General features: G+C 52.5%; 25 protein-coding genes and 3 tRNA genes. 19 read left to right on the top strand and 9 right to left on the bottom strand.

Annotated elements, in window-relative coordinates:
* Positions 1-13: 13 nt before the first annotated feature.
* From nuoN to QN359_RS01860, 3 genes are read left to right on the top strand one after another with little or no spacing between them, the layout of a single operon-like run.
* Positions 14-1,489, top strand: coding sequence for an NADH-quinone oxidoreductase subunit NuoN (nuoN, locus tag QN359_RS01870; RefSeq protein WP_322249025.1), 1,476 nt, complete (start codon positions 14-16; stop codon positions 1,487-1,489).
* Between the two features lie 10 nt (positions 1,490-1,499).
* The gene (locus QN359_RS01865; RefSeq protein ID WP_322249024.1) at positions 1,500-1,811 is read left to right on the top strand and encodes a DUF2818 family protein; all 312 of its coding nucleotides are present in this window, start codon (positions 1,500-1,502) and stop codon (positions 1,809-1,811) included.
* Complete coding sequence (locus tag QN359_RS01860) at positions 1,804-2,364, top strand: NUDIX hydrolase (protein ID WP_322249023.1); 561 nt, start codon at positions 1,804-1,806, stop codon at positions 2,362-2,364. The genes QN359_RS01865 and QN359_RS01860 overlap by 8 nt, the downstream gene beginning before the upstream one ends.
* A gap of 45 nt (positions 2,365-2,409) precedes the next feature.
* Here QN359_RS01860 and QN359_RS01855 read toward each other — a convergent pair whose 3' ends face one another.
* The 4 genes from QN359_RS01855 to QN359_RS01840 all read right to left on the bottom strand — a co-directional run bounded on the left by QN359_RS01855 (position 2,410) and on the right by QN359_RS01840 (position 6,775).
* Entirely contained in the window at positions 2,410-2,880 is a 471-nt protein-coding gene (locus QN359_RS01855) for a hypothetical protein (RefSeq protein WP_322249022.1), read from the bottom strand.
* Between the two features lie 301 nt (positions 2,881-3,181).
* The gene (locus QN359_RS01850) at positions 3,182-3,892 is read right to left on the bottom strand and encodes a hypothetical protein (protein ID WP_322249021.1); all 711 of its coding nucleotides are present in this window, start codon (positions 3,890-3,892) and stop codon (positions 3,182-3,184) included.
* 37 nt (positions 3,893-3,929) lie between these two features.
* Complete coding sequence (locus tag QN359_RS01845; protein ID WP_322249020.1) at positions 3,930-4,565, bottom strand: hypothetical protein; 636 nt, start codon at positions 4,563-4,565, stop codon at positions 3,930-3,932.
* 539 nt (positions 4,566-5,104) lie between these two features.
* A complete protein-coding gene (locus tag QN359_RS01840; protein ID WP_322249019.1) occupies positions 5,105-6,775 on the bottom strand; it encodes an electron transfer flavoprotein-ubiquinone oxidoreductase in 1,671 nt (556 codons plus the stop codon).
* A 326-nt stretch (positions 6,776-7,101) separates the two neighbouring features.
* On the opposite strand from QN359_RS01840, the gene QN359_RS01835 reads away from it, so the two are divergent.
* Complete coding sequence (locus tag QN359_RS01835; RefSeq protein WP_322249018.1) at positions 7,102-7,878, top strand: SDR family oxidoreductase; 777 nt, start codon at positions 7,102-7,104, stop codon at positions 7,876-7,878.
* Positions 7,878-8,333, top strand: coding sequence for an acyl-CoA thioesterase (locus QN359_RS01830; RefSeq protein WP_322249017.1), 456 nt, complete (start codon positions 7,878-7,880; stop codon positions 8,331-8,333). Before QN359_RS01835 ends, QN359_RS01830 begins: the two co-directional genes overlap by 1 nt.
* A gap of 19 nt (positions 8,334-8,352) precedes the next feature.
* Here the strand turns inward: QN359_RS01830 and QN359_RS01825 are convergent, their stop codons facing one another.
* Entirely contained in the window at positions 8,353-8,910 is a 558-nt protein-coding gene (locus tag QN359_RS01825) for a LuxR C-terminal-related transcriptional regulator (protein ID WP_322249016.1), read from the bottom strand.
* 159 nt (positions 8,911-9,069) lie between these two features.
* Between QN359_RS01825 and QN359_RS01820 the strand changes: the two genes are divergently transcribed.
* Both QN359_RS01820 and QN359_RS01815 read left to right on the top strand, forming a co-directional pair.
* Positions 9,070-9,771, top strand: a complete 702-nt coding sequence (locus QN359_RS01820; RefSeq protein ID WP_322249015.1) for a CoA transferase subunit A — start codon at positions 9,070-9,072, stop codon at positions 9,769-9,771.
* A 14-nt stretch (positions 9,772-9,785) separates the two neighbouring features.
* Positions 9,786-10,427 carry a CoA transferase subunit B gene (locus QN359_RS01815; protein ID WP_322249014.1) on the top strand — a complete coding sequence of 214 codons (642 nt, stop codon included), beginning with the start codon at positions 9,786-9,788 and terminating at the stop codon, positions 10,425-10,427.
* A 473-nt stretch (positions 10,428-10,900) separates the two neighbouring features.
* On the opposite strand, the gene QN359_RS01810 is transcribed toward QN359_RS01815, so the two are convergent.
* Entirely contained in the window at positions 10,901-11,275 is a 375-nt protein-coding gene (locus tag QN359_RS01810) for an N-acetyltransferase (protein WP_322249013.1), read from the bottom strand.
* Positions 11,276-11,639: 364 nt separating this feature from the next.
* On the opposite strand from QN359_RS01810, the gene QN359_RS01805 reads away from it, so the two are divergent.
* The 12 genes from QN359_RS01805 to QN359_RS01750 all read left to right on the top strand — a co-directional run bounded on the left by QN359_RS01805 (position 11,640) and on the right by QN359_RS01750 (position 23,279).
* A complete protein-coding gene (locus QN359_RS01805; protein ID WP_322249012.1) occupies positions 11,640-12,503 on the top strand; it encodes an alpha/beta hydrolase in 864 nt (287 codons plus the stop codon).
* Positions 12,504-12,523: 20 nt separating this feature from the next.
* Positions 12,524-12,874, top strand: coding sequence for a RidA family protein (locus tag QN359_RS01800; protein WP_322249011.1), 351 nt, complete (start codon positions 12,524-12,526; stop codon positions 12,872-12,874).
* Between the two features lie 13 nt (positions 12,875-12,887).
* Positions 12,888-15,128, top strand: coding sequence for a bifunctional (p)ppGpp synthetase/guanosine-3',5'-bis(diphosphate) 3'-pyrophosphohydrolase (locus tag QN359_RS01795; RefSeq protein WP_322249010.1), 2,241 nt, complete (start codon positions 12,888-12,890; stop codon positions 15,126-15,128).
* A 129-nt stretch (positions 15,129-15,257) separates the two neighbouring features.
* Positions 15,258-15,334 (top strand) — tRNA-Val (locus QN359_RS01790).
* 246 nt (positions 15,335-15,580) lie between these two features.
* Entirely contained in the window at positions 15,581-17,488 is a 1,908-nt protein-coding gene (thrS, locus tag QN359_RS01785) for a threonine--tRNA ligase (protein WP_322249009.1), read from the top strand.
* 71 nt (positions 17,489-17,559) lie between these two features.
* Positions 17,560-18,081 carry a translation initiation factor IF-3 gene (gene infC / locus QN359_RS01780; protein ID WP_322251144.1) on the top strand — a complete coding sequence of 174 codons (522 nt, stop codon included), beginning with the start codon at positions 17,560-17,562 and terminating at the stop codon, positions 18,079-18,081.
* 154 nt (positions 18,082-18,235) lie between these two features.
* Positions 18,236-18,433 carry a 50S ribosomal protein L35 gene (gene rpmI, locus QN359_RS01775; protein ID WP_110253942.1) on the top strand — a complete coding sequence of 66 codons (198 nt, stop codon included), beginning with the start codon at positions 18,236-18,238 and terminating at the stop codon, positions 18,431-18,433.
* Between the two features lie 28 nt (positions 18,434-18,461).
* Positions 18,462-18,821, top strand: coding sequence for a 50S ribosomal protein L20 (gene rplT, locus QN359_RS01770; RefSeq protein ID WP_322249008.1), 360 nt, complete (start codon positions 18,462-18,464; stop codon positions 18,819-18,821).
* Positions 18,822-18,947: 126 nt separating this feature from the next.
* The gene (gene pheS / locus QN359_RS01765) at positions 18,948-19,964 is read left to right on the top strand and encodes a phenylalanine--tRNA ligase subunit alpha (RefSeq protein WP_322249007.1); all 1,017 of its coding nucleotides are present in this window, start codon (positions 18,948-18,950) and stop codon (positions 19,962-19,964) included.
* Positions 19,965-20,018: 54 nt separating this feature from the next.
* Entirely contained in the window at positions 20,019-22,445 is a 2,427-nt protein-coding gene (gene pheT / locus QN359_RS01760) for a phenylalanine--tRNA ligase subunit beta (protein ID WP_322249006.1), read from the top strand.
* Between the two features lie 43 nt (positions 22,446-22,488).
* Positions 22,489-22,902: an integration host factor subunit alpha gene (locus QN359_RS01755; RefSeq protein WP_322249005.1), complete on the top strand. Its 414-nt coding sequence runs from the start codon at positions 22,489-22,491 to the stop codon at positions 22,900-22,902.
* Positions 22,903-22,910: 8 nt separating this feature from the next.
* Entirely contained in the window at positions 22,911-23,279 is a 369-nt protein-coding gene (locus tag QN359_RS01750; protein ID WP_322249004.1) for a MerR family transcriptional regulator, read from the top strand.
* Between the two features lie 63 nt (positions 23,280-23,342).
* Here QN359_RS01750 and QN359_RS01745 read toward each other — a convergent pair whose 3' ends face one another.
* From QN359_RS01745 to QN359_RS01735, 3 genes are all read right to left on the bottom strand, one after another.
* Positions 23,343-25,358, bottom strand: coding sequence for a methyl-accepting chemotaxis protein (locus tag QN359_RS01745; protein WP_322249003.1), 2,016 nt, complete (start codon positions 25,356-25,358; stop codon positions 23,343-23,345).
* A gap of 392 nt (positions 25,359-25,750) precedes the next feature.
* Positions 25,751-25,826 (bottom strand) — tRNA-Asn (locus tag QN359_RS01740).
* 98 nt (positions 25,827-25,924) lie between these two features.
* Positions 25,925-26,000: transfer RNA gene (locus QN359_RS01735), tRNA-Asn, on the bottom strand.
* Between the last annotated feature and the right edge of the window lies 1 nt (position 26,001).

The raw sequence follows: 26,001 nt of genomic DNA, 5'->3' as shown, positions 1-26,001 counted from the left end.
AGAACTGAATAATATGAACTTCATACCACTTTATCCTGAAATATTCTTGCTGCTGGCGACTTGCGCAATTCTGCTCATCGATATGTTCTTAGCCGACAGCAAACGTAATCTGACTTACGTGCTCAGCATACTGACGCTGTTCGGATGCGCCGGTTTGACGCTGGCAACAGCCAATACGGAAGGTTCTACTTACGTCAGCAACAGCATGTTCGTCTCCGATCCGATGGCGACCTTGCTCAAACTGTTTTCTTATCTGGCAATCGGCGTCACGCTGGTGTACTCGCGCCAGTATGTGGCCGATCGCGGCATCACCACCGGCAAGCTTGGTGGCGAATTTTATGTGCTGGCATTGTTCTCGCTGCTCGGCCAAATGCTGATGATCTCAGGTAACAACTTCCTCATCATTTACCTCGGCTTGGAAATGATGTCCTTGTCCTTGTATGCCTTGGTGGCGCTGCGTCGTGAACACACGGTCTCGACTGAAGCGGCGATGAAGTATTTCATTCTCGGTGCCTTGGCTTCCGGCTTCATGTTGTACGGTATTTCCATGTTGTACGGTGCCACTGGTTCTTTGGAATTGTCGGAGGTCGCGCGCGTTGCAGCTTCACCGGTTGCGAATAAAACGATTTTGGTGTTCGGTTTGGTGTTCTTGGTCGCTGGTTTGGCGTTCAAGCTCGGTGTCGTGCCTTTCCATATGTGGGTACCGGACGTCTATCAAGGCTCGCCGACCGCTGTTACTCTGCTGCTAGGCAGTGCGCCGAAACTGGCCGCGTTCGCGATTACTTTCCGCTTCTTGGTGGAGGGTTTGTTTTCGCAAGCTTTTGATTGGCAGCAAATGTTGCTGGTGTTGGCGGTCCTGTCTATGGCCGTTGGTAACTTGACTGCGATCGCGCAAACCAATCTCAAACGTATGCTCGCTTACTCGACCATCGCGCAGATGGGTTTCATGCTGCTCGGTTTGGCAACCGGTGTTTCGCAAGGCAATGTCAGCTTGGCAGCCGATGCCTACAGCGCTTCTATGTTTTACAGCATCACCTACGTAATGAGTACCTTGGGTACATTCGGCGTGATCTTATTGTTGTCGCGTGCAGGTTTTGAAGCGGAAAATCTGGATGATTTGAAAGGCTTGAACAAACGCTCGCCATGGTTTGCCTTCGTCATGTTGCTGCTGATGTTCTCGCTGGCAGGGATTCCGCCGCTGATGGGTTTCTACGCAAAATTATCGGTGCTGCAATCAGTGATCGCCGGTGGACAGGTCTGGCTGGCATTGTTCGCCGTGTTGTTCTCGCTCATCGGTACCTTCTATTATCTGCGTGTCGTTAAATTGATGTACTTTGACGACGCCGCCGATACCAGCCCGATCACAGCCAGTGCCGATGTGCGTGTGGTTCTCAGTCTCAATGGTCTGGCAGTGTTGGTACTCGGCTTGATGCCGGGTGGTTTGATGACTGCTTGCATGAACGCCATCGTCAAAACCTTGGCATCGTAAGGATAGTATCGTGGCCAGTTCAGCGTCCGTCATCTTGATCGTGCTGCTGGCCATCTTGGCAGCCAATCTGCCATTTTTCAATCAGCGCTGCTTCGCGCTCGTTGCGGTGCCACGGCTCGGAGCGATCAAGCCATTTTGGCTACGTCTGATCGAGTTGTTTGCCTTGTATTTCGTGCTTGGTGCGCTAGGCTTTGCACTGGAAGCCAGCGCCGGTAACCGCTTCCCTCAGGGCTGGGAATTTTATGCCATCACGCTGTGTTTGTTCGTCGTGTTCGCCTTTCCTGGCTTTGTCTTCCAATATTTGAAACGTCGCCATGCTTGATCAGCCTGATTCTCATTTGCGCGAGCAAAAACTCGATGGCGAACTCGCCTACGACGGTTCTTTTTTACGTGTGCAAAAGGATAGCATCACATTGCCGGATGGCAAAGTGACGACGCGAGAATATATTCGTCATCCGGGGGCCGTGGTGATCGTGCCGCTGTTCGATGATGGTAGTGTTTTGTTGGAACGGCAGTTCCGCTACCCGCTCGATAGGGTATTCATTGAATTTCCTGCCGGGAAGATCGACGCTGGAGAAGACCCGCTGCTGTGCGCCCAACGTGAGCTGCGCGAAGAAACCGGTTATACCGCCAGTACCTGGCGTCATTTGTGCACGATCCATAATGCCATCGCGTATTCTGACGAGCATCTGGAAATCTATCTTGCCCGCGATCTTGTTGCCGGCCCAGCCAGTCTTGACGATGGCGAATTTCTCGATACCTTCACCGCCCGCCCGGAAGAAATCTTGGCTTGGGTGCGCAATGGCCAGATTACCGACGTCAAAACTATCATCGGTGCATTCTGGCTGGAAAAGCTGGTACTGGGCGCTTGGTAGTGCGATAGACGGTTCCCTTGCTTTACCAAGCGCGTTTATCAGCCTTTATCGTGCTTGGCTTGCTTCCAGCTCTCTATAAAAACGCGCGAGAACGAAACGATCACAGAGCGTTCCTACGATCTGCGCGCACTCACCTGCCAATTCGCGGCTGATGAAGGCGTTGTCGTATAGTTTCTCCAGCTCGGCAGCAAGTGTCATGCTCGATTCCTGCGTGAACGCTTTCAAAGGGCCGTCGGCTATCCAGTTCGCCATATTCTGCAATTGCGCAGTCAACACCGTCACGCAATTTTGTTCATCGATGCGTAATGTGCTTGAGGCGGGGTCGTCGCAGTAGTCTAAAATTGCTTGCAAGTTTTGTCTGAATGCGTGATTTAGCATCGGCAATGACAATTGCGCGGCAAAGCGCTGTGCTGCCGCTCTTTGGGTTTTTGTCATAGTCGAAGCGCTGGTGTTGCTGCGCATAGAAGGCAGAAATGCAGAGCGGGTCGACTTGGCATGAAACACTTGCAGTTGCATGTCGTCCGTCATGCGCACCCGAATTGAGCGCTTGTCTGACTCGGCTAGCCTACGGCTAGCCGGTTCCAGAGTATTTCTGACGCAACGAACTGCTCGGGCCAAACCGGACATGCTAACACGCAGACTCGCTGCAAGGCTTGCGCCAGCACGGCTAAGTGGCTTACTACAATCACTGGAAATAGTTGGCATGCTTAATTTCTTTTGGTGGTTTATTAAAATACAGCACGCCGAGCGATTCCCGCTAAAGGGCGGCTGTCGTAAAATACTTTTCAGTCTGCATCGCTACCCTAACCGCGCTTCCTCAGGGATAATGCCGCTGACTAAAAAGCTGATTGTTATCTGCCAACTGCTTCATGTACTGTTCGGCCCGGGCTAATTGAGACGCGACTACAAAACAGGCTTTGAGCCTGCCGATCTCCTTGAGACAGCTCGTGGCCAACTCTTGGCTGATAATGCCGTCGCTGCTGACTGTCATCCGCTCGGTTTTGAGCTTGGCGATGCTGACCTCAGTTTCTGTTCTGTAGTATCCATCGGGCAGCCAGTTGAAAAGATTCTGCAGCTCATGCACGATGTCGCTCGGGTACTTGGCCTCATCGTTGCTGATGGGCTTGTCAGCGTTGCGCTCGGTGTACAGTTTGATGGCGTCGAGCCGCTTGGTCAAATTGTCCTCCACAGAGGGGGTAACGAGTTGCATTGCAAATTCTTTGGCGGCGTCACGCTGACGGCTCGCTTCCGCCCCTAGTGTGGCACCTTCCCCGCGCATCGCCGGTAGAAATCTTGGATCGGGCTGCGATTCGAGAGAGTGGCGCATTACTGCAACTGCCAGAGCTTCATCTTGGGCTTGATTTGTTAGCTGCTCAAGGGTGAGATGAGCGGCAGGTAATTCTTCCTGGCTATTGCGGGCACAACAAAAAGCGCGTGCCAGACAGGACGCAGCGCGGTGCAGGCCGGATACCAAGGGCTGGCAAGCATTGCTAAGGGGGCTGGGGCAACAGGCAGAGAGAGCTGGCATGGTGTACTCTTTTCAAGTGGGGAGTGGCAGGGACGTATCAAATTCCGACGAGGGTATTTCTATCCTGTTTGATTATGCGATCTTTCTCAAAACCAATCCTCAGATCGCTAATCGACCGCAGGCAGTCTTGGGCCGTTTCTTGGCTGATGATGCCGTTTCTAGCTACTTTCATCAGCTTGGATCTGAGTTCGGCGTTGCAGCGCTGGGTGTTTGTTTTCAGTTGGCCATCGGGTAGCCAATTTGCGAGATTCTGCAAGTCACGCACGATGCTGTTGAGATGCTTGACCTGATTGCCGCGTCTACAATGGGGTGTACGGCTCTGAGCGTAAGAACGGATATCGTCGAGGCGGTGGTTCAAATTGTGTGGGCTACTGAGCAAAGACATTTGCATGAAAAATGCCGTGGCGGACTTGCGCTGATCGATCGCTTTCGTCGCCAGTTTCGTTCCTTCTCCGCGCATCACCGGCAGGTATGTCGGATCGATCTCTTCCGTAGCTATGGCGTTATCTATGTGTTTCTCCACGTTGACAGACGAAGCAGCTGGTACTTCGGGACTATTGCGGGCACAACAAAAAGCGCGCGCCAAACAGGAGGCGGCACGGCGCAGGCCAGAGCCGAGCGCCGCGCAAGCGCTGCTAAGAGGACTGGGACAGCAGGCAGAGATGGCGGGCACGGTAAACTCCTTTCCGAGTATGCTTGGACGGTTATTAGCGCATTCAATTCTTGTTCGCATCATAGCTGCGGCATAGTGAAAAAACATGCAAGAAATCGCCATCAAGCGCTCTTGGATCGGTGTAGTTTTTGTGCGCTTCTCTATACTTGTGTCTCCAAGGACAGCCTTTTTTTGCCGGAGAGGATGTCAATGTCTGGACCTTGCTGAGGACGCTGCCGCTGATGCCGCTTGGCGCAGAGGCCGTGGCAGGCAGGCGTGCGAGGCAGAGGAGAGCAAGCAGGATACCAGGTCGACAAGGTGAGTACGCCGATGAGTTTGCTCGTAGCGGCATGCCGATGAAACGACGCAGTGCAGTCGAAAGCAGCGCTTTGTGGCCAAACCACGGGCCCTTGCAAAGAAATAAACATATCAAACCGGCCTGAAATTTGCCATTGCCATCGTCAGTTTCCCTGAGCGTGCGTCTGACTTGCACCCCGCAATGTGAAACGGGCCCGGTTGTTGCTCAACCGGGCCCGTTTCACTGTGTTCTTCGGTGCTACTTACATATTCGGATAATTCGGTCCGCCGCCACCTTCCGGGGTCACCCAGACGATGTTTTGGCTAGGATCTTTGATATCACAGGTTTTGCAATGTACGCAGTTTTGTGCATTGATTTGCAATCTATCTTGGCCATCCTCGGTTTTCATGTACTCGTACACGCCGGCTGGGCAATAACGCGCTTCCGGTCCGGCATAGCGCGCCAAATTCAGGTTGACCGGCACGCTGCTGTCTTTGAGGGTCAGATGAATCGGCTGATCTTCAGCATGATTGGTGTTGGAAATGAAGACCGATGACAAGCGATCGAAGCTGATTTTCCCATCGGGCTTAGGGTAAACGATCGGTGTGAATTCGGCGGCCGGGCGCAGGCATTCGTGGTCGGCGTGGGTGTGATGCAGTGTCCAGGGCGCCTTGCCACCTAACAGCAGTTGATCGATGCCGACCATCACAGCACCGAGGTAGAGGCCTTTGCTCATCCACGGTTTGAAGTTGCGTGCTTTGTGCAATTCTTCATGCAGCCACGAGGCTTCAAAGGCTGTGCTGTAAGCGGTCACTTCATCGTAGCTGCGGTTTGCAGCAAGGGCATCGAACACGGCCTCAGCTGCCAGCATACCGGTTTTGATCGCCGCATGACTGCCTTTGATGCGGCTGACATTGAGGAAGCCGGCTTCGCAACCGATCAGGGCACCGCCCGGGAAGCTCAATTTCGGTAGCGATTGCAGACCGCCGGCGGTAATTGCGCGGGCACCGTAGGCGATCCGTTTACCACCTTCGAGGAAATGTTTGATTTCCGGGTGCGTTTTGTAGCGTTGAAATTCTTCATACGGTGACAAATACGGATTGTCATACGCCAAGCCGACCACATAACCGACTGCGACCTGGTTGTTTTCAAGATGGTAAAGGAAAGAGCCACCATACACATCGCTGGGTAAGGGCCACCCGGCCGAATGGATGACCAGACCCGGTTGGTGTTTGGCCGGATCGATTTCCCACAGCTCTTTGATGCCGATGCCGTAGGTTTGCGGATCCTTGCCTTTGCTTAAGTCATATTTAGCGATCAGTTGCTTGCCGAGGTGACCGCGGGCGCCTTCGGCGAACAGCGTGTATTTGGCATGCAATTCCATGCCGAGTTGGAAGGCCGGTCCGGCTTCGCCGGCGCGATTGACACCCATATTGCCGGTGGCGACGCCCTTGACGGCACCATCTTCAGTATAGAGAATTTCGGCAGCGGCAAAACCGGGGAAAATTTCCACGCCCAGCGCTTCGGCTTGCTGACCTAACCAGCGTACGACATTGGCCAGCGAAATGACATAGTTACCATGATTTTGAAAACAGCCGGGCAACATCCAGTTCGGTGTCTTGTGTGCCTTGGTTTCGGTCAAGAACAAAAAACGGTCTTCGCTGACCGGGGTGTTGAGCGGCGCACCGCGTTCTTTCCAATCGGGAAATAATTCAGTGATCGCTTGCGGATCCATTACCGCACCCGACAAAATATGGGCACCGAGTTCGCCGCCTTTTTCTAATACGCAGACCGACAGCTCGGCACCCTTGGCCGCGGCCAACTGTTTGAGTTTGATCGCTGCCGACAAACCGGCCGGACCGCCGCCAACGACGACGACATCGTATTCCATCGCATCGCGCGGACCATACTGCTCAAGAAGGGTTAAGGACATGGCTGTAATCGCTTTCTGAAAATATTTTCGAACGAACGTGCTAAATTATGTAGAGCATGGTAGCTGCTGCAATCTTATTGCGCAAGTTTCCGATTAGATGAAGCTTACCAACAGGCTCTATCGAGAGAGAATCGCGATTATCGCAGACGCTCGTTGGCTATGCACCACATTCTGTGCGTTTTGCAAGATTTTGCCGCCGATTTCACCTAACGCCGACCGACTGCTGGCGATAGAATATTGAGACCCGCTATGCTAGTAGTAAATAACTATGTCATCATAGCGAATCAGATGAATCTGATCGTTTCAAACTTTTTGCGGAGCTACTGATGGGCATAGAAGTCAATTTTGAAGGAAAAATCGCGTTGATTACCGGCGCATCCAGCGGTCTTGGCGCACGCTTTGCAAAAGTGTTGGCGCAGGCTGGTGCGCAAGTGGTGTTGGCTTCACGCCGCATCGATCGGCTCAAAGAATTGCGTGCCGAGATCGAAGCTGACGGTGGTGCCGCTCATGTGGTGGCGCTCGATGTGACCGATTATGCCAGCATCAAATCAGCGATCGCGCATGCAGAAACCGAGGCCGGACCGATCGATATCTTGATCAATAACTCCGGGGTATCGACTACCCAGCGGCTGGTCGATGTGACGCCGGACGATTATGCTTATGTAATGGATACGAATCAACGTGGCGCTTTTTTTGTCGCCCAAGAAGCGGCCAAGCGCATGATTGCGCGCCACAAGGGGGATCCCCGCAAAGAACATAGGATTATCAACATCGCTTCGGTGGCTGGTTTGCGGGTGTTGCCACAGATAGGTATTTATTGCATGAGCAAGGCTGCTGTGGTTCACATGACCAAGGCGATGGCGGTCGAATGGGGTAAATACGGTATTAATGTCAATGCAATTTGTCCCGGCTATATTTCGACGGAAATCAATTCCGAATATTTCGACACCGAACAAGGGCAGAAGTTGATCGAGATGCTGCCACGCAAGCGAGTCGGCACGCCGGAAGATTTGGACGGGCTCTTGCTGTTGCTGGCCGCTGAAGAGTCGCGTTTCCTCAATGGTGCGATCATGACCGCAGATGACGGGATGAGTGTGCAGTGATGGAGATGGCATCGGCTGAAAAAAAATTGGTCTACACCGTCACCATTCCTATCCGGTGGGGTGATATGGACGCCATGGGACACGTTAACAATACCGTGTATTTTCAGTACATGGAGCAAGCGCGTATCGAATGGTTGACGGTGATGGGTTGCTTGCCTGATGCGAATGGGAATGGCCCGGTGATCGTCAATGCCCGTTGCACCTTCAAGAAACCGTTGAAATATCCGGGCCAGGTCGAGGTATGCACGTATATTTCAGAATTGGGACGCAGCAGTTTTGAAACCGTACAGGAAATGCGTTCGGTTGACGATGGCTATGCGCTTTATGCCGAGGGGGGGGCCAAGGTGGTGTGGGTTGACCATCTCAGCGAGAAATCGGTGGTGTTGCCTGAAGTAATTAAACAGAAATTCAATGAATTCAAAGCGCTCGCCAAGCGCCGCCGTACCGCGGCTTGAGTCATTGTCAGAGGAAGATTCAGAGCGAGCCCAGCAGTTTGTGCACCAGCTCGCTCGAGGTGGCGGCGGAAAACTTTCTCATCAGTTTGGCACGATGCATTTCCACCGTGCGCGGGCTCAGAGCAATTTGTCGGGCGATCAGCTTGCTGGTTTTTCCTTCGACCAGCAAGGCGGCGATTTCACGTTCACGCGGCGTCAATTCAGCACTGACTTGACGTTTCGCGCTCAAATCTTCGAAGGTCCAGATGCCGGCCGCATGCGGATCGTGCTTATCGAGACCACGGCCGGAAACATGGCACCAAAATAATTCTTCGTTGGCGCGTTTCATGATGCGCTCATCTGAGTAATAGCCGCGCGCATTCATGATCGGTGTGATACGGGCACCGGTACGTTCGAATTCGGTCGTGCTAGGATATAAGACTTGAAATGAAGCACCGAGTAAAGTCGTTTGCGCGTAACCGAACATCTTGCTCAGTTCATCGTTACAGGCCAGAATGATGCGATTTTCGGATACGCATAATCCGACCGGTGCCTGTTGAAAAATACTGGCAAAATCGATGGCAGGCATGGTGCGCATAGTGTTTCGGATAGGATCAGGTAGTTTTACGGTATTGCGCAGTATAGCGCAGCATCCTATGCTAAGGCGGCAAGTATTAATCAATTCCTCCATGCACGCAACGACCTGGTGTGCGGGCAAGGAATGGAACACCTTTTTTAAAATACCAAGGAGACAGCGATGAATAAAGTTTATGCCGACGCCGGGGCCGCTTTGGCCGATATCGTCGCCGATGGTCAGACGATTGCCGTTGGCGGCTTCGGTTTGTGCGGTATCCCGGAAGCCTTGATCGCCGCCTTGCGCGATAGCGGTGTGCAACAATTGACAGCGATTTCGAACAATGCTGGCGTCGATGGTTTCGGCCTCGGTCAGTTACTCACTACGCGTCAGATAAAAAAAATGATTGCCTCCTATGTAGGCGAAAACAAAGAGTTCGAGCGCCAGTACTTGGCCGGTGAACTCGAACTCGAATTCACCCCACAAGGCACGCTGGCAGAAAAACTGCGCGCCGGTGGGGCCGGTATTCCTGCTTTCTTTACCAAGACCGGCGTCGGCACCATCGTTGCCGATGGTAAGGAACTGCGCGAATTCGATGGTCATACCTATGTCATGGAGCGCGCGTTGGTGGCCGACGTGTCACTGGTCAAAGCGTGGAAGGCCGATAAGGCCGGTAATTTGGTGTATAGAAAAACTGCACGTAATTTCAATCCGAATGTCGCCATGGCCGGCAAAATCACCGTCGCCGAAGTCGAAGTGTTGGTGGAAATCGGTGAAATCGATCCCGATGACGTGCACACGCCGGGTATTTTCGTGCAGCGCATCGTCGTCAATGCCGCGCCGGAAAAACGTATCGAACAACGCACTGTGCGCGTCGCGCAATAAACCGGGAGAAGAAAATGGCATGGAATCGCGATGAAATGGCTGCGCGTGCGGCACTCGAATTACAAGATGGTTTTTACGTGAACCTCGGCATAGGTTTGCCGACCTTGGTAGCTAACCATGTACCGTCCGGTATTGAAGTCTGGTTGCAGTCGGAAAATGGTTTGCTCGGCATTGGCCCGTTTCCTACTGAAGCTGAAGTCGATGCCGATTTGATTAATGCCGGCAAACAAACGGTGACAACTTTACCTGGCTCGTCCATCTTCAGTTCGGCCGATTCTTTCGCGATGATACGCGGCGGAAAAATCAATCTGGCCATCCTCGGTGCCATGCAAGTCAGTGAGCACGGTGACTTGGCGAATTGGATGATACCGGGGAAGATGGTCAAGGGCATGGGCGGTGCGATGGATCTGGTCGCCGGCGTCGGGCGTGTGGTGGTGCTCATGGAGCATGTCGCCAAGGGCGATGCGCATAAAATTCTCAAGAACTGTAATTTGCCACTGACCGGTGTAGCCGTAGTCAACCGCATCATCACCGACCTTGGTGTCATCGATGTAACTGCGCAAGGCTTGAAATTGCTGGAACTGGCCCCCGGTGTGAGCGTGGCAGAAATCGTGGCGAAAACTGAAGCGACGCTTGATGTGACAGCGTTTGCCTGATAGCTACTGTGCTTGACCCAGGCACGGGGAGAATTTTCCCCCGTGCCGGCAGGCAAACCGCTTGGATTAAATCCGCGCTCCCTTAACTGTGGGAGGGTTCATCAAAAATCTGACTAGGGTTTGAAACCCCGGCCTTCAGAGGCTGTCGCAAAAGGGTTTTCAGTCGGTATCATTACGCCAACTGGCCGACATGTCATTCCCCCGTGCTCTCGCCTCGTCATTCCTGCGTAGGCAGGAATCGAGTGGCACCTCAGTGCCTTCAGGGTGGGAACGTCGATCAAGGACACTTTTTTTCTGTGAAATGAACACGTTCGAGCGACGAAGGCGCGACGCGATGGGAGTGGGTACAAACCCCTCCCAGAGTCTTTTCCATCGTCGCTTGCGACGATCCATTAAGTTATTTTTTTAATATTGCAACATAAGATCTTTGTAAAATGAACAGGTTGAACGGAATAGGTATTTCCGTCTTGTCCTCAACTTAATTGGAATTTCAGAAAGTGCTGACCGTCGTAATCTACCGAGCCAGCGGGATGAAATCCAAACCGTTGCAGTGCCTTTGTTTTGGTTCGACTCGGCGGCAGCAAGATAGTGACAATATCAATATGGAGTTCTGCACGGCGCTGTAGTAATGTTCGCAGCACCGCGCCGCCGTGGCCCCAAAATTTCGGTAACAGAACCAGCGCCAAATCGGCTACGCCAGCTTCTTTTTGAAAACCACCCCAGCCGGCAAACACCTTGTCGATGCGGATCGCCCATGGTCCGTATGCGTGCTCCTGCCATTGCCTATCTTTCTCTGCCACCCATCCGGCGGCAGTGACTTCGTTCCAGACGCCGGCTGCCAGCGGCATGTGACGCTTGAGTGCAGGGTGATTGAGTAGGACCAACCAGTCTGTAGTGGCAATATCGGCGAATTTGTGGAAACTGTACATGATGGGACAGACTGCTAGCTGTGAACAGACCTTTAGCCTATCGATACATTTCGCTTAATTCAATATGATAAGTACGAAATCGAACCCTTCCTGACTACGCCGCGCTGCCTTCACTGCTTCGTGCCAGCATAAAATCACCTACCAATTAATCATGTATTGACAGAAACTCTGTGTCTTTCGGCTTTCCCTCGTTAGAATAGCGTTTGGGAAGCATGGATTTCATCTGCGCTTCCCACGCGGCGTGATCCCACGCCTTTGCGCACACATACACCAGGATGCCACCATGCAGGTCACGCGAAAAACCCTACAGTGCCTCTCTCCCAGCGGCTTGCACAGTATTTCTTACAAGGAGTGGGGGGCACCGGACAATGCGCGTGTGCTGGTGTGCGTGCATGGGCTCACCCGGGTTGCCGATGATTTTGATGCGCTCGCGGCTGACTTATGTCGACACTACCGGGTGATTTGTCCTGATATAGTCGGGCGTGGTCACTCCGGACGCTTGCGTAATCCGCTGCATTACCAGTTGCCGCAATATGTCAGCGATATGGTCAGTCTGCTGGCGCGTGCGCAGGCCGATAGCATCGATTGGGTTGGCACCTCGATGGGCGGCTTGATCGGCATCGGTTTGGCTGCACTCGAAGGTAACCCTATCGGCAAGCTGGTACTCAATGATGTAGGTCCGAATTTAAATCCGACGGCACTGGCGCGCATTGCCGATTATGTCGGCCAAGATGTGCGCTTTGATAGTTATGCCGAAGCGAGTAAGTATATCCGGGCTATTTCGGCTTCGTTCGGCCCACACAGCGAGGCGCAGTGGGATAAGCTGGCACGCGATGTGTTGCGCCAGAACAGCGAAGGGCAGTGGGTGCGGCATTATGATTTGGCTTTGGCGCAGGCGTTTGCGGCCACCACGCCGGAGATGGTGGCGGCCGGTCAGGCCATGTTGTGGGCCGCCTATGATGCCATACGTAGTCAGACTTTCGTATTGCGCGGTGCTGAATCGGATTTGCTCAGCGCCGCCACTGCCGCAGAAATGACGCAGCGCGGCCCGCGCGCGCAGTTGTTGGAGTTGGCCGGGGTAGGTCATGCCCCGACCTTGGTCGATCCAGTCCAGATCGCCGCCGTGCGTGAGTTTTTATTGAGCTGATTTGAAGAATGGATAAAACAATGGAACTGCAACGATTACACGTCGGCGCACGTTTGTCGGAAACGGCGATATTTAATGGTGTGGTGTATTTGGCTGGACAAGTGCCGGACGACGCCAGTGAAGATATCAGCGGACAGACGCGCCAAGTGTTGGCACATGTCGAACGTTTGCTGCTCGAAGCAGGCAGCGATAAATCACGCATCTTGACGTGCCAAATTTTTTTACGCGAGATCAGTCATATTACGGCGATGAATGCGGTGTGGGATGCCTGGGTTGTGCCCGGTGCGACGCCACCGCGCGCCACGGTCGAAGCCCGTATGGCCGATCCCGATTGGCTCATAGAAATCATTGTCAGCGCAGCGCAACACTAAAGAATTGATTCGTATGGTCTCAAGCTCAGCAGCAGAATCACAGTTATCAGAAGGCTTGTCGGACGCAGACAGCGTACGCTTGTTGGCAGCCTTGGAATTTGTCACGCCGCATTATGCCGACCTGGCGGTGGTCACCGGCCAAGATGCCATGCAATTCGTACAGGGTGTGACGGCGACCTTAGCGATGCTGCGTACCGATGTCGATACGCGCATCGCCGCCTTATTATTTGAGTTGCCGCAGTTATGCCCGACCGTCGCCTTGCAGATTGAAGCACGCTTCGGTAAGGAAATCGCTACCCTCGTCAGCGGTATACGGCGGTTGATGAAGTTGCGTGAGGCGGCGCTCAGTCGGCCGATGCCAAGCGAGCTGGGGCGCAGCAAAGATGCCGCCGAAAAAGCTGCAGTGCAAATGGAAACGCTGCGCAAGATGGTGCTGGCGATGGCCACCGATATGCGCGTGGTGTTGGTGCGCTTGGCTTCACGGGTAACGACCTTGCGCTATTTCGCCGACTGTAAACGTGACGATGACGAGACCCGTCAATATGCCAGTGAAACCATGGATTTGTACGCGCCTTTGGCCAATCGCCTCGGGGTGTGGCAGCTGAAATGGGAACTGGAAGATTTATCGTTTCGCTTTCTCGAGCCGCTGCAGTACAAGCGCATTGCCAAGATGTTGGAAGAGAAACGTGTCGAGCGCGAAAGTTTTGTCGTTAATGCGATTGCGCGACTCAATCGGGAATTGCTGGCCGCCGAGGTGAAAGCCGAGGTCAGTGGTCGGCCCAAGCATATCTACAGCATCTGGAAAAAGATGAAGGGCAAGACCATCGATTTCGATGAACTCTATGATGTGCGAGCCTTTCGCGTGATCGTCGACGATATCAAGGATTGCTATACCGTGCTTGGGATTGTGCATAATGCCTGGGCACCGATTCCCAAAGAATTCGATGATTACATCTCGCGACCGAAAGCTAATGGCTACAAGTCTTTGCATACGGTGGTGGTAGTCGAAGATGGGCGACCGCTGGAGGTGCAGATACGCACGCGTGAAATGCATCAGTTCGCCGAATACGGCGTGGCGGCCCATTGGCGCTACAAAGAAAATGGCGGATCGAATTTTGTGGCGCAGGAATACGATGGGAAAATCGCTTGGTTGCGCCAGTTGCTGGCGTGGAAAAGCGATATTACCGATGCCGTGGTGGAGCATGAAGAAGTGCAGCGTGAGTGGGTGGAAAAGCTCAAGGCTGCCAGCCTCGATGATAGGATTTATGTGCTCACGCCGCAGGCGCGCGTGATCGAATTACCGAATCAGGCGACGCCGGTCGATTTCGCTTACCAGTTGCATACCGATGTAGGACATCGCTGCCGCGGTGCGCGCGTCGACAGCGTGATGGTGCCGCTCAATACCCGTCTGCAGAATGGCCAGACGGTGGAAATCATCACGCTTAAAATCGGTTCGCCGCAGACTGGTCCCTCGCGCGACTGGCTCAATCCCGAGTATTCAGCCAGCACCCGCACGCGTACCAAAATCCGCGCCTGGTTCAATGCTATTGATCAGCAGGAAACCTTGGCTGCCGGACGCGCGCAAGTTGAAAAAACTTTGCAGCGCGAAGGGAAAACTGCGGTTAATTTGGAAGAGTTGGCGCGCAAACTGGGTTTTGCCGCACTCGACGAATTGTTTCTCTCGGTGGGGAAAGAAGAATTCAGTCTGCGTCAAATCGAGGCGGCAGTACGCGACCACGCGGCGGTGGAGGAGGACCAAGAGTTAATCATCACCAACAAGAGCCGCGCTTCGAGTGTCACCCAGGGTGCCAAGTCTGGTGTGCTGGTGGTTGGTACCGACGGCTTGATGACGCAGTTGGCACGTTGCTGTAAGCCGGCACCGCCCGATGGCATCGTCGGCTTCGTCACGCGCGGGAAAGGAGTCTCCATCCATAGGCTGAGTTGCAAAAATTTCGCCGAGATGCGCAATAAAGCGCCGGAGCGGGTGATCCAGACCACTTGGGGTGGCGGCGGCAAGGATACTGTATATCCGGTCGATATCTTTGTCATGGCGCAGGATAGACAGGGTTTGTTGCGCGATATTTCTGAAGTGTTTTCGCGCGAAAAAATCAATGTTATCGGCGTCAATACGCAAAGTGCCAAAGGTTTTGCGCGCATGTCGTTTACGGTAGAGATCGGTGGCACGACGCAGTTGCAAAAGGCTTTGACGATCATTCATGAGGTTGGCGGGGTGGTCGAGGTGCGACGTCAGTAGGGCGGCGTGGATTAAAAAATTACTGCGGGGGCTAGTAATTCTTGCTGGGCTTCTGCTATACTTCTGTTTCTTCGCAGGCGGCATGGCTGAATTGTAAAAAATAAAGCTGCGCAGTTTTTGCAAGTACATGGGCGGTTAGTTCAGCTGGTTAGAATACTTGGTCGACATCCAAGGGGTCGCAGATTCGAATTCTGCACCGCCCACCAGAATTTATGTGTAAAGTGCACGGTAGATAATTCACCGTGACCATTTTAGATAAGAGCGAGAAAGGCATCCTGGTTATGACACCGCGAACTACCACGCAACTGGTTAGCAAGCGACTCTAGTCGAGGATCTTTTTCGTCATCAAATTAAAGAAAAAGCACGGCTATAGCCGTGCTTTTTTTTCGTCTGCATTTTTTAATTCAATTTTTAATACAATTTTCGGCAAATCTGCTGCTTTGGAGAGTGATATGGTCTCAGTAAAACTTCCTGATGGTTCGCAACGACAATTCGATGCGCCGGTCACGGTGGCGCAGGTTGCGGCGAGCATTGGTGCCGGTTTGGCCAAGGCCGCCTTGGCCGGTCGTGTCGATGGCAAGTTGGTCGATACCTCGTATCTGATCGGGACCGATGTCGCGCTGGCCATCGTCACCGATAAAGATGCCGATGGTTTGGAAGTGATTCGTCACTCGACCGCGCATTTGCTGGCCTATGCAGTCAAATCCTTGTTTCCAGAGGCGCAGGTAACCATCGGTCCGGTGATTGAAAACGGTTTTTACTACGATTTTTCGTACAAGCGCCCGTTTACGCCGGAAGATTTGCTGGCGATAGAAAAGAAAATGCTCGAGCTGGCCAAGAAGGATGAGCCGATTACGCGTCAAGTCTTGGCGCGTGATGAGGCGGTCGCTTACTTCACTGGCATTGGTGAGGCGTATAAGGCTGAAATCATCGCCTCGATTCCGGCTGATCAAGATGTGTCGCTGTACTCGGAAGGCAGTTTCACCGATCTGTGTCGTGGCCCGCACGTCCCTTCGACCGGTAAGCTGAAAGTCTTCAAGCTCATGAAGTTGGCCGGTGCTTACTGGCGTGGCGATTCGAAGAATGAAATGCTGCAGCGTATCTATGGCACGGCGTTTGCCAAAAAAGAAGATCAAGAAGCCTACCTGCATATGCTGGAAGAAGCAGAGAAACGCGATCATCGCAAGCTCGCCAAGCAGCTCGATTTGTTCCATTTCCAAGATGAGGCGCCGGGTCTGGTGTTCTGGCACGCCAAGGGTTGGACTATTTGGCAACAGGTTGAACAATACATGCGCAAGGTGTATCAGGACTGCGGCTACCAAGAAGTGAAGGGTCCGCAGATTCTCGATGTCAGTCTGTGGGAAAAAACCGGCCATTGGCAGAATTACCGCGAGGGAATGTTTACGACTGAGTCGGAAAACCGCCACTATGCCTTGAAGCCGATGAATTGCCCCGGCCACATACAGATTTTCAATTCGGATATGCGCAGTTACCGTGAATTGCCACTGCGTTTCGGTGAATTCGGTCAGTGTCATCGCAATGAACCATCCGGTGCTTTGCACGGCATTATGCGTGTGCGCGGCTTTACCCAAGATGATGGTCATATCTTCTGTACCGAAGAGCAAATTCTTGATGAAGTGGTGGCATTTCACTCGCAGGCGATGCAGGTGTATAAAGATTTTGATTTTAAGAATATTTTTGTCAAGCTGGCGCTGCGCCCTGAAAATCGTATCGGTTCCGATGAGACTTGGGATCGCGCCGAGGCGACTTTGCGTGCGGCACTCACGCAGTGTGGCGTGAGTTGGGAAGAGTTGCCGGGCGAAGGGGCGTTTTACGGCCCGAAGATCGAATACCATCTCAAAGATAGTCTCGGTCGTCCATGGCAAGTCGGTACCATGCAGGTCGATTTCTTCATGCCTACCCGCTTGGAAGCAGAATATGTTTCCGATGATAATTCACGCCAGACACCGATCATGTTGCATCGGGCGATAGTCGGCTCGATGGAACGTTTTATCGGCATCTTGATTGAAAATCATGCTGGTGCCATGCCTTTGTGGTTGGCTCCGATGCAGGTATCGGTCTTGAATATCTCTGAATCACAGTCTGAATATAGCCGTTCTGTTGCGGAAATCCTAAAGAAACAAGGGTTTAGAGTAAATACCGATTTGCGTAATGAGAAGATTACCTATAAAATACGCGAGCATTCTCTTCAGAAATTACCTTACATCCTCGTGATTGGTGATAAAGAGCGGGATGCCAACACAGTCGCTGTGCGTACGCGTGGCAATCTGGATCTCGGGGTGATGCCTCTGGATGCCTTCATCGCTCGTCTGAAAGACGAGATCGCTGCCAAGGTTTAACAGATGAGTCGGCAATATTGCTTTTATGCAATATAGCATGGTCAAGATTTTATTTTTTAAAGGAAACTGCAATAGCTACCGAAAGAACACATCGTATCAACGGAGAAGTCACCGCACCTGAAGTGCGTTTGTCTGGTGTTGATAATGAGCCATTGGGTATCGTCAAATTGGCCGAAGCTTTCCGCCTGGCCGAAGAGGCTAATGTGGATTTGGTGGAGATTGCACCAACTGCGCAACCGCCTGTTTGTCGTATAATGGATTACGGCAAGTTTAAATATCAAGAGCAAAAGAAAGCTCATGAAGCCAAACTGAAGCAGAAAATTGTTTTGGTGAAAGAGGTGAAGTTCCGCCCTGGTACTGATGACGGCGATTACAACATCAAAGTCCGTAATCTGATCAAGTTTCTCGATGAGGGCGATAAAACCAAAATCACTCTGCGTTTCCGCGGACGTGAAATGGCTCATCAAGAAATCGGTATGCGTGTGCTTGAGCGTCTGAAGGTTGATCTTGATGCTTACGGTCAAGTTGAGCAGTTTCCGAAGATGGAAGGTCGTCAGATGGTCATGATTCTGGCACCGAAGAAAAAGAAATAAGTTGTACCTGATTTTGTGCTGCCGGTTTGCCGGTGGTGCGATCGAGCGGCGCTTGCGCCGCTCACAATAAGTGAGAAGTAGGCATCCAAGAGCAGCGTGCTTTGCTGCCACCTACCATCATATATAAGTGGAACTGTCGCAAGACAGATATGCTATGCCAAAAATGAAGACCAAAAGCAGTGCGAAAAAACGTTTTCGCGTGCGCCCGGGTGGTACTGTTAAACGCGGTCAAGCTTTCAAACGTCATATCTTGACTAAGAAAACAACCAAAAACAAACGTCAGTTGCGCGGTTCCGTGGGTGTTCATGACACCAACATGGTATCGGTCATGCGCATGATGCCTACAGCTTAACCTCATACTCATTATTTAAGGAGTTACTATGCCTAGAGTAAAACGTGGGGTTACTGCTCGTGCCCGTCATAAAAAAGTTCTTGACCTTGCCAAAGGTTACCGCGGTCGTCGCAGTAAGGTTTACCGTGTTGCCAAGCAAGCAGTTATGCGCGCTGGTCAATACGCTTACCGTGATCGTCGCAACAAGAAACGTGTATTCCGCGCATTGTGGATCACACGTATCAACGCCGCATCGCGTCAGCATGGTTTGACTTACAGCGTGTTCATGAATGGCTTGAAAAAAGCTTCGATCGAACTCGACCGTAAAGTCCTGGCTGACATGGCAGTGATGGACAAACCGGCTTTCGCCGCGATTGTCAATCAAGTCAAAGCAACATTGGCTGCGTGAAGTAATCGTTAGTCGTATGCATGGCGCGCTGCGCCGTGCATCTATCAGGCGGGGCAGAGGTTGATTCCTATGCCCCGTTTTGTTTTGAGCTCATTATTTCAGCTTCAGAGTAAGCGGGACCAACGCATGAACCCTTTAGATCAAATCGTCAGCCAAGCCAGCTCTGATTTTCTCGCCGCAACGGATGCCGCTGCGCTGGAAAATGCGAAAGCCTTATATCTGGGCAAGAGTGGCCAGATCACACAACAAATGAAAAGTCTGGGCAGTTTCAGCCAAGACGAACGCAAGATTCAGGGCGCCATCATCAATGCCGCCAAAGTACAAATTGAAAATGCCTTGACCGCGCGCCGCGATGCGCTCGCGGATGCGCAATTACAAAGCCGGCTCAATGCCGAAGCGATCGACGTGAGTTTGCCGGGTCGTGGCCGCAGTGTCGGCGGGATACATCCAGTGATGCGGACCTGGCAGCGGGTTGAGGAAATTTTCCGCTCTATCGGTTTTGATGTGGCTGATGGCCCCGAAATCGAAACTGACTGGACTAACTTTACTGCCTTGAATAGCCCGGAGAACCATCCGGCGCGCTCGATGCAGGATACCTTTTACGTCGATGGCAAAGATAGCGAAGGTAAGCAACTGTTATTGCGCACGCATACCAGCCCTATGCAGGTGCGCTATGCGCGCATGAATAAGCCACCGATTAAAGTGATCGCGCCGGGTCGTACTTACCGGGTCGACAGCGACGCTACCCATTCGCCGATGTTTCATCAGGTGGAAGGTTTGTGGATTGCTGAAGACATCAGTTTCGCCGATCTGAAAGGCGTATATCTGAACTTCGTGCGGGCATTCTTTGAAACCGATGATCTTGAGGTCCGTTTTCGTCCTTCGTATTTCCCGTTTACCGAACCCTCGGCTGAGATCGACATTGCTTTCGGCAGTGGTCCACTCAAGGGGCGTTGGCTCGAAGTGTCGGGTTCCGGGCAGGTGCATCCTGGTGTGATCCGCAACATGGGACTCGATCCGGAAGTGTATATCGGCTTTGCGTTCGGCTCCGGCCTCGAGCGCTTGACGATGCTGCGTTACGGCGTGGCCGATTTGCGGCTGTTTTACGAAGGCGATTTACGCTTTCTCAAGCAATTCAACTAATTTATTCCGAACGCCGCTGGCGTTCGGATTTCCCACATTTTAGACGGCTGAATTATGCAATTTTCTGAAAACTGGCTACGTACTATGGTCAATCCGGCCTTGTCGTCGGATCAACTGTCGCATCTGTTGACGATGTCGGGCCTGGAAGTCGAAGCAGTCGAGCCGGTGGCTCCTCCTTTCAATGATGTGGTGGTGGCGGAAATTCGTGAAATCGCCAAACATCCCGATGCTGACCGTCTCAATATTTGTCAGGTTGATGTAGGCGGCGCGAGCTTGCTCACTATCGTCTGCGGTGCGCCGAATGTCCGGGTCGGCATGCGTGTGCCCTGCGCTAAGGCCGGTGCCGTGCTGCCGCCTGGTGCGGATGGCAAACCGTTTGAAATCAAGGTCGGTAACTTGCGCGGCGTCGAGTCGCAAGGCATGCTGTGTTCGGCACGTGAATTGAAATTATCGGAAGAGCATGGCGGTTTGATGGAGTTGCCGGCCGATGCGCCGGTCGGTCAAGATTTCCGTGATTACTATCTGCTCAATGATTTGAAATTCACGATTAAGCTCACCCCGAACAAGGCCGATTGCTTGTCTGTGCTAGGTGTAGCACGTGAAGTGTCGGCGTTGACCGGCACGCCTTTGCAAGCGCCGAGCAGCGCAATCGTCGCCAGCACGCTGAGCGAAATATTGCCGGTCACAGTGAGCGCGCCGGATTTATGCGGACGCTTTTGCGGCCGCGTGATACGCGGTGTCAATGCCAAAGCGGCGACGCCGGAGTGGATGAAGCAGCGGCTGGAACGCAGTGGTCAGCGCTCGATCTCGGCCTTGGTCGATATCTCGAATTACGTCATGCTTGAGCTCGGACGGCCATCGCATGTATTTGATCTCGATAAAATTCATGGTGGCTTGGAAGTCCGTTGGGGTAAGGCTGGTGAAACGCTCAAGCTCTTGAATGGCAATACCGTCGCGGTCGATGAATGGATAGGCGTGATCGCCGATGCGCAGCAGCTCGAATCGCTGGCCGGTATCATGGGTGGTGACTCGACGGCAGTCGATTTGGATACACAGAATATTTATCTCGAAGCGGCATTCTGGTGGCCGCACGCGATACAGGGGCGCGGTCGGCATTTCAATTTCTCTACCGATGCCGCCCACAGGTTTGAACGCGGCGTCGATTTCGAAAACATTGTCGCCGACATCGAAAGAATTTCTGCCCTGATCGTCGCTATTTGCGGCGGCAGTGAGCAAGTCAAGCTCGGTCCGGTCGATGATCAGATCATTAATCTGCCGCTGCGTAATCCGGTTGCCTTGCGCACCGCACGCGCGCAGAAAGTCATCGGCGTGCCTTTGACTGATGCGCTTATTGCCGATATCTTCACGCGTCTGGGTTTGCAATTCACGCAAACGCCCGGTGTGTTTTCGGTGACGCCGCCTTCATTCCGTTTCGACTTGGAAATTGAAGAGGATTTGATTGAAGAAGTCGCGCGTGTCTACGGCTTCGAGAACATTCCTGCCTTGCCACCGGTAGCGGCGCATGCCATGCTCATCGCGCCCGAACATACCCGTTCGCTGTTTGCGGTGCGCCGCCTGATCGCGGACCAGGATTATCAGGAAGTGATCAATTACAGTTTTGTCGAAGAAGCGTGGGAGCAGGATTTTGCTGCCAACACGACGCCGGTGCGCTTGTTGAATCCTATCGCCAGCCAGATGAGTGTGATGCGCAGTAATTTGATCGGCAGTTTGGTTGCCAATGTTCGCTATAACCTCAACCGCAAGATCAATCGCGTGCGCGTGTTTGAAATCGGTACCGTGTATTTGCGCGATGCGCAGGTGCTCGATGGTCCCTTGACGGTGGCCGGCTATCATCAACCGAAACGTTTGTGCGCCATGGCGTATGGTCCGGTGACCGAAGAGCAGTGGGGCACCAGCGCACGCCATGTCGATTTCTTCGATATCAAGGCTGATTTGGAGGCCTTGTTTGCGCCGCAGACTTTGCGTTTTATCAAACTTGAGCATCCGGCTTTGCATCCTGGCCGCAGTGCGACGATAGAATGTGATGGTCAAACTATCGGTATGATCGGCGAGTTGCACCCACGTTGGCAGCAGAAATATGATTTGCCTCTGGCACCGGTGGTATTCGAAGTCGATACGCTGGCTTTGCAGGCGGTAAAATTGCCGACTTATCAAGAAATTTCCAAGTTTCCGGTTGTTACCCGCGATTTGGCTTTGGTAGTCAAAGAGTCGGTGAGCGTGCAAGAAATGCGCGATGTATTCGCTCTGGCAGCGCGCGAGCTTGATGCGTGTAAGATCATGCAAGCGCTTGTTTTGTTTGATGAATATCGCGGCAAGGGTTTGGAAGCCGATGAGAAAAGTCTTGCATTCCGCTTTAGCTTGCAAGATACTCAAACTACCTTGCAAGACGACAGGGTAGAGGCGGCGATGCAGGCATTTGTTGATGCAGCAGCCCAGAAATTTGCTGCCAAGCTGCGTTGAGTTCGCTTCAAGAATGTCGGGTAAAAATGAGATGAGTTTGATCATGAGTGATGTCCATTCGGCGGAATTTCAATCGGTGCTCGATGCCGATTTGAATCGTGCCATGCTGGAAGCCCGGGCGCGTTCCCAGGCGGAAAAAGAATTGCCTACTTTAACCAAGGCGGAATTGGCCGAATTGCTGTTTGAGCAGGTCGGTTTGAATAAGCGTGAAGCCAAAGATATGGTGGAAACGTTTTTTTATGAAATTCGTGATGGTCTCGAACGCGGTGAGGCGGTGAAATTATCTGGTTTCGGCAATTTCCAATTGCGTGACAAGCCACAGCGTCCGGGCCGCAATCCGAAAACCGGGGAAGAAATTCCGATCACGGCGCGCCGCGTGGTCACCTTCCACGCCAGTCAGAAACTAAAAGGCATGGTCGATGAATTGAACGACCAAGCTCTTGCTCACGCTGCTTGATATTCCCCATGACAGAAATAAAAATTGAAGCGGCCAATTTGCCGCCTATTCCGGCCAAGCGCTATTTCACCATCGGTGAAGTCAGTGAGTTATGTGGTGTCAAGGCGCATGTGCTGCGTTACTGGGAGCAAGAATTTGCTCAATTGAAACCAGTCAAGCGTCGTGGTAACCGCCGTTATTATCAACACCATGAAGTGTTGCTGATACGACGTATCCGCGAACTCTTGTATGAGCAGGGTTTCACCATCAATGGTGCGCGCAATAAGCTTGGGGTGCCACATGTACGTGTTCATGAGGCTGAGGAAGTCGAAGCAGCGGTCGATGTTGCTTTGATTCGCACCGAACTGCGTTCCATTTTGAGTTTGTTGCAAGTCTGAGCACTGCTTATTGTTTGTTGTTGAAGTAAACGCCGCCGCAAATCTTGTTTGCGGCGATTTTTTTTATGCGGCCAGCGTTTTCTGGCGCGGCTTTTGACTTGGTTTCGGCGTAGGTCGGTGCGCGCTCAGTTGTACCACCGGGCTGGGCTGTGGCGCATGCTGGTCAGTTTTAAAGACGCTGACGGTAGCGCTCAGGGCCAGTGCTTGCTCTTCCAATTGAGCGGTCGACAGGCTGGCTTGGCTGACCAGTAAGACATTGTCTTGCGTGATTTGATCGATGCTGCTCAAAGCCTCATTGACGTTGTTGATGCCCTTGCTTTGCTCTTGGCTGGCGTGGGCGACTTGTTGTATCAAACCACTGACCTTGGCGACATTGCCGGCAATTTCATTCATGGAAACACCGGCGGCGTTAATCATTTTGTTGCCGTTGCGAATTGCTGCTTCGGAGGCAAGTATCAAAGTTTTGATTTCTTTGGCGGCGGTGGTGCTGCGCTGTGCCAAGTTGCGAACCTCGCTGGCGACGACGGCAAAGCCGCGGCCTTCCGGGCCAGCGCGGGCGGCTTCGACGGCGGCATTGAGCGCAAGGATATTGGTTTGGAAGGCAATGCCATCCATGACACCGATGATGTCGGAAATTTGCCGTGCACTGGACGTTACGGTTTGCATGGTGCCGATTGCTTGATCCATCACTTGCAAGCCTTGCTGTACTGACGTGGCAGAGTCGTTAATCAAATGACTGGCTTGCGACAGGTGGCCGGCATTTTCTTGTATGGCACCGCTTAACTGTTCTAAGGAACTGGCGGTTTGTTGCACGGCACCTGCTTGGTGCTCAGTGCGCAGGGCCAGATCGTTGTTTTCAGCGTGGATTTCGCGTGAAATGCCATCGAGGTGTTCGGCACCATTGCGGATGTCATCAACCAAGTTGCTGAGGCCGTGGTTCATTTCGCCGACCGCATTGATTAATTGAGCAAATTCATCTTTTCCGGTACTGCCTGAGGTCGCTTGCAGGTCTCCTGCTGCGGTTCTTTGTATGTTCATCGTGAGTGTGTTGAGATCGCGCGCCAAGGCAGTGTAGATGCCGAATAAAAAATAACTGGCAAATAAGATCAAGAAAACGATGCCGCCGAACATGCGTGCGATCTTTCCATTCAACTCACTGATATGTTGCTCGAGGCGTTGATTGACTAAACTTGCCAGTGCGCTGTCGGCACCGTGCAGTTTGTCGATGACGGTTTGACCGCCAGCGAAAAAGGCATTGCCGGAACTTTGCTCGACTGAGGCTAAGACTTCATTTTGAGCGCGGGCAAAATATTGCCGCGCTTGTAGTAAATCAGCTTGCAAAGTTTTTAACTGATCGCGATATGTCGGATGATCTTTAATCAGTGTCTCGGCTTGCTCACTGATTTGTGTGATGTCGTGGAGTGCCAGCATTTGCAGAGAATTAAGCATGACATCTTCACCGGCCTCAAACAGACCGGTGTCGATGTAGGCGGCACCGCGTGCCGACATGACCGCTACTTTTTCCAGTAAAGCCGGCAGGCTGTTCAGATACAGGCCGGCCAATTGGTTGGTCGTGAAATCACTGTCGAGTGCCAGTTTCGAGGCGTAGCCGATGACATTGATTTGTTCATTGAGTGCATCGATGAGTTTGCTATGGGCGAGAAAACTGGCTGCTGGCTTCATTTCGTTGACGGCAGAGAGTAATTTTTCCCAATCGTTTTTATTTTTGTTGCCGCTAATCAGTTTGTTGATTTGTGTACGCAATGGGCTGATTGCCTCAGAAACCTGCTTGTTGCCGCTCAATTGCATGTGGGTCAATGCACGATGTGTGAGTAAAGCAGCTTGTAGTGTTTGTATGCCTTGTATTTGCGCTATGGCTTGTTGCTTTTGCTTGCTGGCGGCGACCTCACCGCGCATTTCGCTAAATAGCAAGGCCAACACGACAAATAGGGGAATGGCAAAGGCGATGGCAACTAAGGCCATTTTCTGTGCAATACGCAAGCCTTGCGTCAGTTTGATGGCTGGGGAGAGGAAGTTGAACACGTTTTTGGGGGCTCGGTTGACTATGCGGATCGGCATGGTCGCATCATAAGCGTGCTGCGTGACAAGGACGTGACATTGTCATGTGGAAATTAATTGAACAAACTGTGCTGGCCGCCCAGGCGATTGGCGGCAGCACGATTTGTTGCGGAGCATGTGCATGCTGGCGGAAAGTGTTGCTGAGCAAGGCGCAGGGGCCTAGTTCTGTGCCTGCTGAAACACTTTACTGCGCTGGCGGTGCGGGCTGCAATCCACGCCGATCAAGATCGGTTTTTTACTGTCAAGCTGACCATACTGAAACAGACTGGCAGCGGTGTCTGTAAGTGCCTGCGTGGCGGGCACTGAGCCGGTATTATCTGCAGCTTTGAGGGCTGAGAAAATTGCGGCGAAGAAAAAGGGCTTAACACATGTATGTTAAGCCCTTCGAAATTTGGCTCCCCGACCTGGACTCGAACCAGGGACCTGCGGATTAACAGTCCGTCGCTCTACCAACTGAGCTATCAGGGAATAGAAGAAATACTACTCTTCGTTAAACTTATAACTATTTTTTTGAAACTTTATGCGCAGTGATTTTTTAATAAGTTCACTGCTTACTTCAAATTCTGTGGCTCCCCGACCTGGACTCGAACCAGGGACCTGCGGATTAACAGTCCGTCGCTCTACCAACTGAGCTATCAGGGAA

The sequence above is a fragment of the Undibacterium sp. 5I2 genome (assembly GCF_035019605.1).
Lineage (GTDB): Bacteria > Pseudomonadota > Gammaproteobacteria > Burkholderiales > Burkholderiaceae_D > Undibacterium.
This window is presented reverse-complemented; position numbering and strand designations above follow the sequence as displayed.

Excerpts from the sequence above, each read along its gene's own strand:
- nuoN (WP_322249025.1), top strand. The coding sequence starts at position 14 with ATGAACTTCATACCACTTTATCCTGAAATATTCTTGCTGCTGGCGACT.
- QN359_RS01860 (WP_322249023.1), top strand. The coding sequence starts at position 1,804 with ATGCTTGATCAGCCTGATTCTCATTTGCGCGAGCAAAAACTCGATGGC.
- QN359_RS01855 (WP_322249022.1), bottom strand. The coding sequence starts at position 2,880 with ATGCAACTGCAAGTGTTTCATGCCAAGTCGACCCGCTCTGCATTTCTG.
- QN359_RS01850 (WP_322249021.1), bottom strand. The coding sequence starts at position 3,892 with ATGCCAGCTCTCTCTGCCTGTTGCCCCAGCCCCCTTAGCAATGCTTGC.
- QN359_RS01840 (WP_322249019.1), bottom strand. The coding sequence starts at position 6,775 with ATGTCCTTAACCCTTCTTGAGCAGTATGGTCCGCGCGATGCGATGGAA.
- QN359_RS01835 (WP_322249018.1), top strand. The coding sequence starts at position 7,102 with ATGGGCATAGAAGTCAATTTTGAAGGAAAAATCGCGTTGATTACCGGC.
- QN359_RS01830 (WP_322249017.1), top strand. The coding sequence starts at position 7,878 with ATGGAGATGGCATCGGCTGAAAAAAAATTGGTCTACACCGTCACCATT.
- QN359_RS01825 (WP_322249016.1), bottom strand. The coding sequence starts at position 8,910 with ATGCGCACCATGCCTGCCATCGATTTTGCCAGTATTTTTCAACAGGCA.
- QN359_RS01820 (WP_322249015.1), top strand. The coding sequence starts at position 9,070 with ATGAATAAAGTTTATGCCGACGCCGGGGCCGCTTTGGCCGATATCGTC.
- QN359_RS01815 (WP_322249014.1), top strand. The coding sequence starts at position 9,786 with ATGGCATGGAATCGCGATGAAATGGCTGCGCGTGCGGCACTCGAATTA.
- QN359_RS01810 (WP_322249013.1), bottom strand. The coding sequence starts at position 11,275 with ATGCCGCTGGCAGCCGGCGTCTGGAACGAAGTCACTGCCGCCGGATGG.
- QN359_RS01805 (WP_322249012.1), top strand. The coding sequence starts at position 11,640 with ATGCAGGTCACGCGAAAAACCCTACAGTGCCTCTCTCCCAGCGGCTTG.
- QN359_RS01800 (WP_322249011.1), top strand. The coding sequence starts at position 12,524 with ATGGAACTGCAACGATTACACGTCGGCGCACGTTTGTCGGAAACGGCG.
- QN359_RS01795 (WP_322249010.1), top strand. The coding sequence starts at position 12,888 with ATGGTCTCAAGCTCAGCAGCAGAATCACAGTTATCAGAAGGCTTGTCG.
- thrS (WP_322249009.1), top strand. The coding sequence starts at position 15,581 with ATGGTCTCAGTAAAACTTCCTGATGGTTCGCAACGACAATTCGATGCG.
- rpmI (WP_110253942.1), top strand. The coding sequence starts at position 18,236 with ATGCCAAAAATGAAGACCAAAAGCAGTGCGAAAAAACGTTTTCGCGTG.
- rplT (WP_322249008.1), top strand. The coding sequence starts at position 18,462 with ATGCCTAGAGTAAAACGTGGGGTTACTGCTCGTGCCCGTCATAAAAAA.
- pheS (WP_322249007.1), top strand. The coding sequence starts at position 18,948 with ATGAACCCTTTAGATCAAATCGTCAGCCAAGCCAGCTCTGATTTTCTC.
- pheT (WP_322249006.1), top strand. The coding sequence starts at position 20,019 with ATGCAATTTTCTGAAAACTGGCTACGTACTATGGTCAATCCGGCCTTG.
- QN359_RS01755 (WP_322249005.1), top strand. The coding sequence starts at position 22,489 with ATGAGTGATGTCCATTCGGCGGAATTTCAATCGGTGCTCGATGCCGAT.
- QN359_RS01750 (WP_322249004.1), top strand. The coding sequence starts at position 22,911 with ATGACAGAAATAAAAATTGAAGCGGCCAATTTGCCGCCTATTCCGGCC.
- QN359_RS01745 (WP_322249003.1), bottom strand. The coding sequence starts at position 25,358 with ATGCCGATCCGCATAGTCAACCGAGCCCCCAAAAACGTGTTCAACTTC.